Source organism: Streptomyces sp. NBC_00271 (assembly GCF_036178845.1).
In the GTDB taxonomy this organism is placed as follows: Bacteria; Actinomycetota; Actinomycetes; order Streptomycetales; family Streptomycetaceae; genus Streptomyces.
Map to the genome: position 1 here is coordinate 10,773,989 of NZ_CP108070.1, position 13,969 is coordinate 10,787,957.

At 72.6% G+C, this 13,969-nt stretch carries 6 protein-coding genes; 4 read left to right on the forward strand and 2 right to left on the reverse strand.

What is annotated here, in order from left to right:
- The first annotated feature begins 106 nt into the window (after positions 1–106).
- From OG798_RS49105 to OG798_RS49120, 4 genes are all read left to right on the forward strand, one after another.
- Positions 107–661: a toxin-antitoxin system, toxin component gene (locus OG798_RS49105; protein WP_257016266.1), complete on the forward strand. Its 555-nt coding sequence runs from the start codon at positions 107–109 to the stop codon at positions 659–661.
- Positions 662–664: 3 nt separating this feature from the next.
- On the forward strand, positions 665–1,858 hold the full coding sequence (locus tag OG798_RS49110; RefSeq protein WP_095850537.1) for an MAB_1171c family putative transporter: 1,194 nt from the start codon (positions 665–667) through the stop codon (positions 1,856–1,858).
- 123 nt (positions 1,859–1,981) lie between these two features.
- Positions 1,982–3,187: a DUF6545 domain-containing protein gene (locus OG798_RS49115; protein WP_328759424.1), complete on the forward strand. Its 1,206-nt coding sequence runs from the start codon at positions 1,982–1,984 to the stop codon at positions 3,185–3,187.
- A 36-nt stretch (positions 3,188–3,223) separates the two neighbouring features.
- Complete coding sequence (locus tag OG798_RS49120; RefSeq protein WP_095850535.1) at positions 3,224–4,621, forward strand: FAD-dependent oxidoreductase; 1,398 nt, start codon at positions 3,224–3,226, stop codon at positions 4,619–4,621.
- Positions 4,622–4,680: 59 nt separating this feature from the next.
- Here OG798_RS49120 and OG798_RS49125 read toward each other — a convergent pair whose 3' ends face one another.
- Both OG798_RS49125 and OG798_RS49130 read right to left on the reverse strand, forming a co-directional pair.
- On the reverse strand, positions 4,681–5,781 hold the full coding sequence (locus tag OG798_RS49125; protein ID WP_373559050.1) for a M23 family metallopeptidase: 1,101 nt from the start codon (positions 5,779–5,781) through the stop codon (positions 4,681–4,683).
- A 110-nt stretch (positions 5,782–5,891) separates the two neighbouring features.
- A complete protein-coding gene (locus OG798_RS49130; RefSeq protein ID WP_328759425.1) occupies positions 5,892–13,907 on the reverse strand; it encodes a type I polyketide synthase in 8,016 nt (2,671 codons plus the stop codon).
- Positions 13,908–13,969 lie beyond the last annotated feature (62 nt).

Sequence of the window (13,969 nt, forward strand, 5' to 3'; positions counted from 1 at the left end):
TTGACAGGCCGAGTTGGGCGTACCTTCGGCCGGGTGGGTGCAGGCAGGGTGGGATCGGCGGGCGTCGTGCGACGGTGCCCCATGCTGAAGTTCGCGGGGGAGAGCGGTGCGCACAGGCAGAGCCAAGGAGATGCGGAACCTGATCGGCCGGTTGGCCGACGGAGTGAGCCTGCCGGTACCCGCCGCTCCTGACGCGTTGTTCGACGCGCTCATCGCCGTGGTCGCCGAGATCAGGGGCCGTGAGGTCGTCCTCCTCAAAGAGGAGTTCCCGCACCGCACCGCCACGGGACTGTGGCTCGACATGCCGGACCACGACATCGTCCTCGTCGACAAGCGGGCAGCGCCCGTCCACCAACTGGCCATCCTCTGCCACGAGATCTGGCACATGATCAAGGGCGACTGCGGCCACCACGCCGCCGGGGTCCCCGTCGCCGCACGCGTGCTGAGCGACCGGGTCGATGTGCAGCGGACGGTGCGGGCCGTGGCCGCGCGCACCGAGTTCCACGAACGGTCGGAGCAGGAGGCCGAGACCTTCGCCCTGCGGGCGGTGACGCATCTGCGGATCTGGCTGGAAGGGGAACCGGACAGCCTCGCCACGGACCGGTCCCAGATCGCCGGCCGGATCGGCGCCTCACTGGGACACCGCCGGTCCCAGGTCTGAGACGTGAACGCCTCGCGCTACTACATACCCGCGCTGGCCCTGTGGGCCGGCCTCGGAGTGAAACTGCCGGATCTGATCCGAACCTGGCGCGACCCCCTGGTCCGCTCGGTCTGCTGGGTGATCTTCCTCGGCGGCGCCGGATTCCTCTTCGCCGCCCCGCCCAGCGTCGCCGCCGTGAACAGGGCGAGCGGCATCCCGAACCTCGCCGCTCCGCTGGACTACGTCATCGTCAGCGCCTACAGCGCCGCCTGCCTGCTGCTGATCCTTCACTGGCGCGGCGGGCCGGCCGACCAAGTACGCCGCCTCGCCCGACGCTGGCAGATCGGCTACAGCGTGCTGATCACCTTGATCATCGTCCTCTTCGTGGCCGGGGACGCCCCCGCCGAGCGCCGTACGGACCTCGACACCTACTACGCCACCACGCCCTGGATCGGGCAGATGATCGCGCTGTACCTGCTCGGTCACATCACCGCGGCGGTGGCGACCACGGCGCTGTGCTGGCGCTGGGCGCTGGAGGTGCGCGGATGGCTGCGGGCCGGGCTGTGGCTCCTGGTGGCCGGATGGCTGCTGAACCTGTCCTTCAGCACGCTGAAGCTGACCGCGGTGGCGGCGCGGTGGGCCGGCGCGGACTGGGACGTGCTGAGCACCAGCCTGGCGCCCGGCATGGCGAGCCTGGCCGCCACCGTCGCCACCGTCGGCTTCACGGTGCCGCTGTTCGGACCGCGGCTCGGCCTGCTCTGGCACACCGTGGTGACCTGGCGGCGACTCGGCCCGTTGTGGCACGAACTCAGCGGCGCCTCCCCCGGGAGCCCGCTGGCCGCTCCGATCCCCTGGTATTCGTCGTACGCCGTGCGGCTCACCCGGCGTGAGGCCGGCATTCAGGACGGGCTGAACCTCCTTCGCCCGCATCTCGACGACCGGATCCGGGCCCGGGCCCAGTCAGCGGCTCGGTCCGCGGGCCACGGCGACGAGGACGCCTCCCGCATCGGCCTCGCCGCGATGATCGCCGCCGCCGTTCGGGTCCACCCCGACGGCGCGCCCGTCGAAGCCGCCGTACTCGACCACTCCACGGGCCTCATGGCGCGCGCCACCTTGATGGGCGTGGCGCATGCGTTGCGTACGTCCCCCGTCGTCGCGGCGGCCCGCGCGGCCGCGGTGGCCGCAGCTGCCCCCGCCGACGAAAGAACCCCGTCATGAGCCCGCACGGCGTGCCCCCGCGCCGGCCCGTCCCTCCACCGGACACGCCTCGGCGGGCCACGGCGCACGTTCCATGTCCGATCGACCGGTCCCACGTACATCCCCGGAAGGCAGGCAGGCCCAGTGGACAGCGGCATCGTCTTCTACATACCCGGCGTTCTTCTCCTGGTCGCCGCGGGACTGAAGCTGTCGGCGGGCACGGGCCTGTGGCGGGATTCCCTGGTCGCGCCGAGCAACGCGATCCTGCTGGTCGGCTCCGCCGTGTGTGTGCTGTCCGCCCCGCCCACGATCCGTTACGTCAATGACGCGACCGGCGTCGCCAACTTCAGCGCCCCGCTGGTGTACGCCGGCATGACGGCGCTCAGCGCGAGCTACCTCGTCCTCATGATCCGGTGGAAGGGCGGCCCCCCTGAGGCGCAACAGCGCGCCGCCCGGCTCGTACTGGGCGTCTACGCACTGGTCGTCGCGGGCATCTGGGTCCTGTTCGGCCTGGCCGAGGTCCCCGTGGAACGGACCCAGGACCTGGACACGTACTACGCCAACACGCCCTGCATGCGGGAAATGATCGTGCTGTACATGGTCGCGCACACGGCCGCCACCGTCGCTCTCGCCGTCATGAGCGTGAGCTGGCTGCGAGAGGTGCGCGGCGTGACCCGCGTCGGTCTGATCCTGCTCATCGTCGGCCTGACGTTCGACGCGGGCTACCAGATCGCCAAGTACACGGCCATGGCCGCCCGCTGGAACGGCGTGGACTGGGATTTCCTCTCCACCGACGTGTCCCCGCCGCTCGTCATGCTCGCCGGCGTCACCACCGCCGCCGGCTTCGCGGTACCCCGGGTCGGGCCGCCGGCGGTCGACAATCTGCGCGCGTGGAAACGCTACCGACTCCTGAAGCCCCTCTGGGCGGAGCTGCAGACGCTGCGCGCGCCGACCGACGGGATCATCCGCTGGTGGGATCCGCCGGTCGTGCGCCTGGCACGCCAGGAGATCGCCATCTGGGACGGCGTCCTGGCCTGCTCGCCCTATCTCGATGACCAGGTGCGCACGACCGCGTACGCCGAGGCAGTCGCGTCACTCGCCGCCGATGGCACCTCCGGAGTCCGATCACCGCACCGGGCCACGGTGGTGGCCGAGGCGGCCATGCTGGCCGCGGCCCGTGTCCAGGTCCTCCACGACGGCCGCGCGGAGGTACCGGCGAGAGCGGGAACCCTGGAGTCCATTTCCACACCGCGACGGATGGTTCTGCTGTCGCGCGCGCTGTCCTCGTCCCCGATCGTCGCCCAAGCCCGACGGCAGGCCGCCGCCCGAACGGCCGCCCGCCGTGACTGAGACTCCCGCTCCCCGCAACAGAAAAGAGTGCACCCTATGTCGTCGTCTGCCAGAACTGCCTCCCGCCGTACCGCGGTGGTCATCGGAGGGGGTATGACGGGCATGCTCGCCGCGGCCGTGCTCGCCGACTTCGCAGACGTGCGGATCATCGAACGCGATGTGCTGCCCGACGGCCCACACCCCCGCAAGGGACTGCCGCAGGCCCGCCATGCCCATGTGTTGTGGTCCGGCGGCGTGAAAGCCCTCGATGACCTCCTGCCCGGCATCGTCGACCAACTCGTCGACCAAGGCGCCCACACACCGCGCATCATGACCGACCTGGTGTCCAAGGCCCCCTCGGGGCAGTGGTTCCGCAGATTCACCCACGGCCGCCACACCAGCCTCCTGTGCAGCCGTGACCTCCTCGACGCGGTGATCCGCACCAGGGTTCTGCGGGACCACCGCATCACCCTCCTCCAGCAGACCGAACTGCTCGCCCTGCTGGGCGACGGGGACCGGGTGACCGGCGTCCGTGTTCGCGCGGATCAGGCCGAAACATCCCTCTCGGCCGACCTAGTGATCGACGCGAGCGGACGCGCCAGCCGCGCCCCGGTCTGGCTGCGGGAACTCGGACTTCCTCCGGTCCAGGAGCGCACGGTCGACGCCGGTATCGGTTACGCCAGCAGGATCTACCGCGCACCCGGCAGCGCCGCGGACGGCTTTCCCATCGTCAACGTCCAGGCCGATCCCCGCCGGATCCCCGGCAGGGGCGGCATCATCGTCCCCATAGAGGGCGGCCGATGGCTCGTGACGCTCGCCGGATCCCGCGGCGGGCAGCCCAGCAGCGACAACGACGAGTTCATGCCCTTCGCCCTGAGCCTGCCGCACCCCGTCATCGGTGAACTGCTCGAGAACGCCACACCCGAGACCGACGTCATCACCACTCGTAGTACCGCCAACAAGCGGCGGTACTACGAGAGAGCCGCCCGCTGGCCCGACGGCTTCGCCGTGCTCGGCGACGCCGTCGCCGGCTACAACCCCGTCTACGGCCATGGGCTGAGCGCCGCCGCGCAGAGCGTGATCGCCCTGCGCCACGTCCTGCGGCGACAGGACCTCGGCGCACCCGGTACCGCCCGGCGCGTCCAAAAGGCCGCGGCGCGGCCGGTCGAGAACGCCTGGAGCCTGGCCGTGGGGCAGGACGTGTTCTATCCGGACGCCAGCGACCAGCCGCCCACCCGGCTCGAACGGACCCTCGCCGCCTTCGTCGACAAGGCCGTCGACGCCGGCTCGCGCAACCCCCACGCCCTGCGCATCCTCCTGGACGTGATGAGCATGGAAAAACCGCCCGCCCGACTGCTCATGCCCGACATGCTCGCGCTGGTCTACCTCGGCCGAAAGACGCCGCCCCTGGAAGGCCCGCCCCTGACGGAGCAGGAGCGCAAAGCCACCTTGTGACGTGTCAGCCGCTTCCTGCGCGGGTGTGCCCGCGCAGCGACGACCGGCTCAAGGCGCCGTCAGGAGCCGGCGGCGAGCCATGGCATCGGGTCGGTGTACGTGCCGTCGACGAGTACCTCGAAGTGGAGGTGTGGGCCGGTCGACAGGCCGGTCGAGCCGACGAAACCGATGACCGTTCCGGCGTCGACGCTCTGGCCCGAGGTGACCTGAAGGGCCGACAGATGGTTGTACGTCGTCTCCACCCGTTTCCCGCCGATGGTGCCGTGATCGATCACGATGCGGTTGCCGTAGGCCTTGGTCATCGCCGCGAACACGACCTGTCCCTGCCGTGCGGCGGATATCGGGGCCCCCTGGGGCGCCGCGAAGTCGACGCCGGTGTGCAGCTTGGTCACACCGGTGAGCGGGTGCTGGCGCGTGCCGAAGGGTGAGGTGACCACGAGAGAGGTGAGCGGCGGAGCCAGCACCGCGCTCGCCGTCCCGCTGCCGGAACTCCCGCTCTCCACCCGGTCGTACGTCTTGTAGCGTGGGAACAGCGCCTTGACCTCGGTGACGTAGGTCCGTGCCTGCGTGGGGACGTGCCCCGCCCGGGTCACCGCGTCCGTGCCCACCGTGTAGGCGGCGAGGGTGAGGTCGAGGAGCTGTCCGGTGACCGTTCCATGGTTTTTGAGACGGGTGGCCTTCTCGGCGAGAGCGCAGTCCTCGCGGGCGAGCGCCACGATGGCGTCCACCGGGTCGCGGGGCGAGGACCGTTTGTTGCCGTCCTCGTCCTTGCCCCAGGTCCGCCACTGCGCGTCGGTGAACCCGGCGATCCCCGTCTCACCCGAGAGCGTGGCGAAGTCGGTGTCCCAGCTGGAACGTTGTTCGATCTGGGCCGCGAGGACGGACGGCTTCAGGACCGTGCACGTCTTGGCCGCCGCACGCAGCCACGGGACGTAGGCATCCTCGACGTGCTCGGCGACCGCGCCGTCCGCGACCACCGCGCTGTTCGTACTCGGGTCCGGCGACAGAAGAGTGGTCAACCGACCCGTCGCCGTCATGAACACAGCGAACCCCACCACGGCGGTCAGCCCCGGCAGGACCAGCAGCGTGAACGGTCCGGGGCGGCGTCTGCGCCGGGTGCGCGCAGCCCCGGGCTCGGGTGGCGACTCGGGGGTCCTGATACTCACCAGGGGACGCTAGCGTTTCGTCCGCCGGACTTCAGGAGGACCAGAGGCAAGGTCACGTGCCCGTTCGGGCACACCGCGGCGGGCGACGAAGCCCGTCGCGGCGCTCATGCGGTCCTTCCCCGGCCCGGAGCGAGCGCGTCGATCCACTCGCGCACGGCCCGGGCCGTCGTCGGGGCGTTCTCCTCCAGCACACCGAGATGGCTGCCGGGTGAGTCCACCGTGTCGTGGGGGAGCGGCCAGGACGACCGCCACTGTTCCGGCATGTCCGGCAGTGGCTCGCAGGCGCGCACCAACAGGGTGGGAACCGGGGTGGGTCGAGGGTCCCAGCCGCGGAACATACGGGTGTACGCGCCCAGCGCCAGCAAGGTCAGATCGTCCACCGCGCTGTCGAACCGCTCGCCGACGGCCGCGGGGATCCGGGCGGGCATCGCCAGCAGCCAGGGCGCGGCTTCGAGATCGGGGGTGACGTGGTACGAGTCCACCAGCACGAGTCCGACCGGGGGCGCGCCGTCGGCTGCCAGCCGGGCGGTGAGCGCATGGGCCGCCGAGCCGCCCATGGAATGGCCCAGGACGACGTAGGGGCGATCGCCGAGATGCCGCCGGACGGTCGTGGCGTGCAGTTCGGCCAGCGTCTCCAGGTCCCGCGCCACGGCGACTCCGGTGTCGACGCCGGGGTGGCGCAATTCGAAGACGTCCCGCTCGCCGTCGAAGGGGCCGGCGAGCCCCGCGTACCAGGGCCGACCGAGGTTGGTGGCGAAGCCGGGAACGCAGACGAGTGCCGGACCGTCCGCCCCCGAGGCCAGTCGCAGCGGCGCTATCGCGTGCCGGTCACCCTCGTCGTGTCCGAAGGTGGGTGCGGCGAGGGAAGCGCTCACGAGGAGGTGCATCGCGGAGACGACGTCGCCCGTCTCGCAGACCTGCCGATAGAGGGTCGGCAGCGACCCGCCGGTTCCGCGCCGGCGCTCGACCGTCGGGACGGCGGGGCGGGCCGGTTCATGACGCCGATCGCCCTGCGGCGGCCCGGCGGCAGCGGCATCGTCGACCAAGGCGCCGCTCAGCTCGGCGTACACGTGCTCCGCGAGCCGCTCCGCGCTGGGCCAGTCGTACGCGACGGTGGCCGCCAGCGGGATCCCGGCGAGCAGGCTCAGCCGGTTGCGCAGCAGGACGCTCATCAGCGAGTCGAGACCCAGCTCCGGGAAGTCCCGGTCGACGGCCTCGACCTGTGCATGACCGAGCACCGTGGCGACCTCGGCGCGGACCAGTTCCACCAGGGCGGGCGCCCGCTCGGACGACGGCAGTGCCGCGAGGCGCTCCCGCCAGGCCCCGGCGACACCCTCCGACTCCACCACCCCCTCCTCCAGCCCGCTCACCACTCCGTCCACCGCCGCGGGCGAGGCCGTCGGCCGGGCAGGGCGCAGCAGGGCGCGCAGCGGCGGCGGAACCGGTGCCCCGGCGGGCAGCGCTCCCGGCGAGCGGTCCAGCGGCAGCGGTGCGAGGACCGGCTCCCCACCGCCGAGCGCGGCGTCGAACAGTGCCAGCGCCTGTTCGGGGGAGACCGCGCGCACCACCCCGCCGTGCACCCGGCCCGCGCGCGCCGCCATCCCTTCGTCGTCGGCCCAAGGACCCCAGGCCAGGGACAGCGCGGGGAGGCCGAGGGCGGTGCGGTGACGGGCGAGTGCGTCCAGGAAGGAGTTGGCCGCCGCGTAGTTGGCCTGGCCGGGATTGCCCAGCAGCCCGGCGGCCGAGGAGAACAGGACGAACTGCGACAGCGGCAGATCCTTCGTCAGTTCGTGCAGCTGCCAGGTCGCGTCGGCCTTCGGCCGCAGTACGGTCGTCAGCCGCTCGGGGGTCATCGCTTCCAGCACGCCGTCGTCCAGGACCCCGGCCGTGTGCACCACGGTGGTGAGGTCGGGCCCGAACTCCTTGATGAGGGAGGCAAGTTGATCTCGCTCGGTGATGTCGCAGGCCACCAGGTCCACCCGCGCCCCCGCTCCTTCGAGCTCGGAGCGCAGCGCCTGCGCCCCCGGTGCCCGCTCTCCCCGTCGGCTGACGAGCACGAGATGCCGTACGCCGTGCCGATCGACCAGATGCCGGGCCAGCAGCGCGCCCAGGGAGCCGGTGCCACCGGTGATCAGGACGGTGCCCCGGCCGAGGGAGCCGTCCGCCGCCGCACCGGGAGTGGCCGCGAGCCGTGGGACACTCAGCAAGCCGTCCCGGATGGCCAGTTGGGGTTCGCCCGTGCCGAGGGCGGCAGGCAGCAGCCGTAGCGACTCGGGCCGGCCGTCCACATCCACGAGCGTGAGGCGACCGGGGTACTCGGCCTGCGCGGCCCGCAGCAACCCCCAGACCGTCGCGGCGGGCAGGTCCGGTGCCGCAGCGGCGGCGCCACGCGTGACCACGGCCAGCCGCCCGGAACCGGCGAGCCGCGCGCGCAGTGAATCCAACGCCCGTACGGTCAGCGCGTGGGCCGCGGCGGCGAGGTCGGTCCCCTCGTCGGCGGGGGCGGACAAGGACACCACGACCATTTCCGGAGCGTCCGCGGACCCGGACACCGTGTCCCGCCGCGGCAGGAACGCGGCCAGCCCCAGGTCGTCGGGTTCCTCCACCGCGACGGCGGGTCCTTCGCCGACAGCCGGAACGCCGGTCCACCGCAGCCTGTACAGCTCTCCGACCGGGGCGACACCCGTCTTCGGTACTGGTCGCGTCGTCATCGACTCCAGCCGGGCCACGGGCGCACCCGCGGGCGTGGCGAGGTCGAGGCCGACCGTGTCCGGGCCGGTGTTCCTGATGCGTACGCGCAGCGCCGTGGCCCCGGTCGCGTGCAGCGTCAGGCCCTGCCAGGCGAACGGAAGCCGGGCCGGTCCGGAGGGCGGCTCGGCAAGCAGTCCCGAATGCAGGGCGGCGTCCAGCAGCGCCGGGTGGAGGGCGTGACGCCGGGCCTCCGGGAGCGACGCCGGGCCGACCTCGGCGAACAACTCCTCGCCTCGCCGCCACAGGGCCGTGACGCCCCGGAACGCCGGCCCGTATGCGAGACCGGTGGCGGCCAGCCGTTCGTAGGCGCCGGTGAGATCCATGGGCGTGGCATCCGGTGGCGGCCACGCGCCGAGCGAGGCCGGGCGCTCCAGGACACCCGCAGCCGTCGGTCCGAGCCGACCGGTCGCATGGTGCGTCCAGGCGCCGAGCGCACCGGACTCCTCCGGCCGCGCGTACACGTCCGCCGTGCGCCGTCCGGTGCCGTCCGGCTCTCCCAGGGCCACCTGGACCTGGATCCCCTCGTCGTCGGCGGCGGGGAGGAACAGCGGGGTGAGAAGGGCGAGATCCTCCAGTACGGCGACACCGCACGCGTCACCGGCATGGAGTACCAGGTCGGCGAACGCGGCCCCGGGCACCAGGGCGTGGCCGCCCACGACATGGTCGCGCAGCCACGGCTGGGCCGCGCCGGACAGCCGGCCACCGCACAGCACACGCTCGGTGCCCGGCACGGTGACCGTCTGGGTGAGCAGCGGATGGCCCGAACCGGCTGCCGCGTCGGTGGCGGGCTCGGACAGCCAGTAGCGCTGCCGCTGGAAGGGATAGGTCGGCAGGTCGACCCGCCGGGCGCCGCTGTCCGCGTACACCCGGCGCCAGTCCACCGGCACACCGTGGACATGGAGTCGTCCGAGCGCGTCGAACAGCGTCCGCGGCTCCGGGGCGCCCCGCCGGGCGGCGGCCGTGAACAGCGGGTTCTTGCCGCTCTCGGCCAGAGCCGTCGTGGCCTGGGCCGTGAGGTGCGCGTCCGGCCCGATCTCGGCGAACGCGGTCACCCGCCCGTCGTACGCCAGCCAGCGCAGGGCGTCCCCGAACCGCACGGCCTCGCGGGCGTGCCGTACCCAGTACTCGGCCGACCGCAACTCGTCTCCGGTGGCCGGGCGTCCTGTCAGCCCCGACAGCACCGGAATGCGGGCCTGACCGTACGTCAATCCGCCGACGACACGGCCGAATTCGGCGAGCATCGGGTCCATCAGCGGGGAGTGGAAGGCATGGCTGACCCGCAGCCGGACCGTACGGCGCCCGAGCGCGGCGAAGCGCCGGGCGAGTGCGAGGACGGGTTCCTCCACGCCGGAGACCACGACCGCGCGGGGGCCGTTCACGGCCGCGATCGCGGTCTCGTCGGTCAGCTCGCGGGTCACCTCCTCCTCGGTGGCGTCGAGCGCCACCATGGCGCCGTCCTCAGGCAGCTTCCGCATCAACCGACCCCGGGCCGCGACCAGTTCGACGGCGTCTCGCTCCGACAGGATGCCCGCGGCGTGCGCCGCGGCCACCTCGCCGATCGAGTGTCCGGCCAGGAAGTCCGGCCGCATGCCCCAGGACTCCAGCAGCCGGAAGGCGGACACCTCGAAGGTGAACAGGGCCGCCTGGGCGAAGTCCGTACGATCCAGCAGCGCGCTCTCGGCGGCGTCCCGGAGCACCGAGCGCAACGGGCGTTCCAAGTGCGCGTCGAAGCGGTCGCACAGGGCGTTGAAGCTGTCGGCGAAGACCGGGAAGACCTCGCACAACTCCCGTCCCATGCCTGGGCGTTGTGCTCCCTGGCCGGTGAACAGCAGGGCCGACCGACCGGCGGAGTCCGCCGGTTGCGACGCGGCGCTCGCTGCCAGGGCGTCCAAGGCACTCAGCGTCCCCGCGCGGTCGTCGGCGGCTACGGCGGCTCGGTGGGGGAGTGCGGCCCGGCCGGTGGCATGGGTGAACGCCATGTCGACCAGGGCAAGTTCGGGCCGTTCCCGCAGTGCTGCCGCGGTCCGTGCGGCCTGCGCCCGCAGTGCGGCCGGGCTCGCGGCGGAGAGGAGCAGAGGCGGCGTCGCCACGCCGCCCGGGGACGGTGCCGCGGCGACCGTGGCCGCCTCGGCCTCCTCCAGGATCACGTGCGCGTTGGTCCCGCCGATGCCGAACGCCGACACCGCCGCCCGTCGGGGCCGCCCGGGCACGGGCCGCCACTCCTCGTCCCGGGTCAGCAGTCGTACGGCGCCCGACGACCAGTCCACCCGTGGCGACGGCTCGTCGGCGTGCAGCGTGCGCGGGAGCCGTTCGTGGTGCATCGCCAGTACGGTCTTGATGACACCGCCCACCCCGGCCGCCGCCTGGGTGTGCCCGAGATTGGACTTCAACGAGCCCAGCCACAGCGGCCGTTGAGCGGCCCGGCCCTGCCCGTACGTGGCCAGCAGCGCCTGCGCCTCGATCGGATCGCCGAGCGCGGTGCCCGTGCCGTGCGCCTCCACCGTGTCGACGTCCGCCGGGGACAGTCCCGCGTCGGCGAGGGCCGCGTGGATCACCCGTTGCTGCGCGGGCCCGTTGGGGGCGGTCAGCCCGTTGGACGCGCCGTCGGAGTTGACGGCCGAGCCGCGCAGCACGGCCAGGACCGGATGACCGTTGCGCCGCGCGTCGGACAGCCGTTCCAGCAGGACCAGGCCCACGCCCTCGCCCCAGGCGGTGCCGTCGGCCGCCGCGGAGAAGGGTTTGCAGCGCCCGTCCGGTGCCAGCCCGCGCAGCCTGCTGAACGCGATGAACGGGCCGGGCGAGGCCATGACCGTGACCCCTCCCGCGACGGCCAGCGAGCACTCGCCGTCGCGCAGGGACCGTACGGCCGTGTGCATCGCCACCAGCGACGACGAACACGCGGTGTCCACCGTCATGGCGGGTCCGCGCAGCCCCAGCGTGTAGGCGATCCGACCGGAGGCGACGCTGCCCGCCGAACCGAGGGCGAGATGGGCCTCCAGTTCGTGTCCGCCGCGCTGCAGGAGGCGGCGCCCGTAGTCGGCGTGCATCACGCCGACGAAGACACCGGTGTCACTGCCGCGCAGCCCCGACGGGTCGAGGCCCGCCCTTTCCAGCAGTTCCCAGCCTGTCTCCAGCAGCAGACGTTGCTGCGGATCGGTGGCCAGTGCCTCGCGCGGCGACATGTTGAAGAAGGCCGCGTCGAAGTCGGCCGCCCGGTGCAGGAAGCCGCCCCTGCGAGTGAGGGAGGTCCCGGGCCGGTCGGGGTCGGGATCGTACAGGTCGGCCGTGTTCCACCCACGGTCGGTGGGGAAGTCCGAGGTCGCGTCTGTACCGTCCGCGACGAGCCGCCACAGATCCTCCGGGGACTCCACGCCCCCCGGATAGCGGCACGCCATGGCCACGACCGCGATGGGCTCCCCGCGCTCCCCCGTCTCGACGCGGGACCTGCCACCAGTCGTGCGCGCGGCGGCGGGCCGACGGTCGCCGTGCAGCGCGTCGCGCACCAGGACCGCCGCGGCGGCCGGCGTGGGATGGTCGAACACCAGCGTCGCCGGCAGATCGAGACCGGTCGCCGTGCCCAGCCGGTCGCGCAACAGCACACCGCCGAGCGAGGTGAGTCCCTGTGCCGTGAAGGGCAGTTCGGGATCGAGCGACCGCGCGGGGACGTCGAGCGTGCGGGCGGTCTCGTCGAGTACCAGGTCCAGCACGGCGTCGGACGCGGCCGTCAGCCGCTCACGCAGCGCCCTGGACGCGGCCACACGTTCGGCGGCGAGCCGCTCCGTCAACTGCTCGGCGAGCGCGGACCGGACGATCTTGCCGGAGGGCGTACGGGGGATGGCGTGGGTCGGGTAGATCTCGTCCGGCACCTTGAACCCGGACAGCCGCTCCCGGCAGTCGGCGAGGGCCCGCGCCGTGTCGAACCCGTCCGGTCCCGGGACGACGAAGGCGACCGGCACCTCGCCCAGCACGTCGTGCCGTCGGCCGACGACAGCGGCGTCGGCGATGTCGGGACGGGCCAGCAGTACCCGCTCGACCTCGGACGGATTGATGTTCTCCCCGCCCCGGATGATGAGTTCCTTGACCCGGCCGGTGACATGGAGATGGCCGTTCGCGCCGAGCCGGCCCAAGTCCCCGGTGCGGTACCAACCGTCGGAGAACGCCTTCGCGGTGGCGTCCGGACGGTTGTGATAGCCCGTCATCAGCCCGGGGCCGCGGACCCAGATCTCCCCGTCGGCGCCATCGGTGACCTCGGCACCGGTGGACGGATCGGTCAGCCGCACCGAGAGCCCGGGCAGCGGGGGCCCGCTCGAGGCGTCGTCACGGGGTCCGTCGAGCCGCTGGACCGCGATCTTCCCGCAGGTCTCCGTGGAGCCGTAGCCGTCGAGCAGGGGAGCGGCCAGGACACGGCCGACCTCCGCCTTCAGCTCAGGGGGACAGGGTGCGCCCCCGGTGACGCACAGGCGCAGTGACGAGGACACCGGGGCCGCCGTCTCCCGCAGCGACTCCAGCAGGAGGCGATAGGTGGCGGGCACCCCGGCCAGAAGGGTGAACGGCTCGGCGGCCAGCGCCTGGGCGACGCTCGCACCCGGGGCGAGGAGGCGTGCGCTCGCACCGACCGCGATCACTCCCATCAGGCACAGCGAGTGCGCGAAGGCGTGGAACATGGGCAGGGGCCACAGCAGCCGGTCCTCCTCCCGCAATCCGTGCGCCGGCACGTAGGCCGCCGTCACCGACCACAGGGCGGCACGTTGGGTGGAGACCACGCCCTTGCTCTCCCCGGTCGTGCCCGAGGTGTAGAGAATCCACGCCGGATCGTCGAGACCGAGGTCGTCCCGGGGCGCCTCACCAGGATCCGTCCCGGCCAGGTCCTCGAAGGCGAGCACGTCGGCGCGCAGCTCCTGGAAGCGGAGCTCGTCCAGATCCTCGAAGTGGAGCTCGTCGCCGCGCAGGTCGCCCTGGCCGACGACGGCCATCCGTAACTCGGTTCGCTCAGCGGCCAGTCGGGCGACCCGGGGGGCGAGCGACTCCTCGGTGATCACCAGGACCGCGCCACTGTCGTCGAGGAAATACCCCAGTTCCTCGTCCGACGCACCGGGGTTCAGCAGCACGCCGACGGCCCCGGCCCGCAGCACCCCGAGAGAGCTCTCCACGAGCTCCACCCGATTGCCCAGATGGATCGCGACCCGCTCCCCGCGCCGCACCCCCAGCCGCGCCAGATGCCCCGCCAGCCGACCGGTGCGCTCCTCCAACTCCCGGTAGGTGACGGCGCGGCGGCCGTCCACGTAGGCATTTTTGCCTCCCCGCCGAGCCGAGTGCTCCCTCAGAGTGCCGGCCAACGCACGCACCAACTCGCCCTGGAACTCGGCCATTTCCCACCCCTACGACTTCGACCGCAGACCACTCGCCGTAACCGTACGTCAGCCGAACCCCC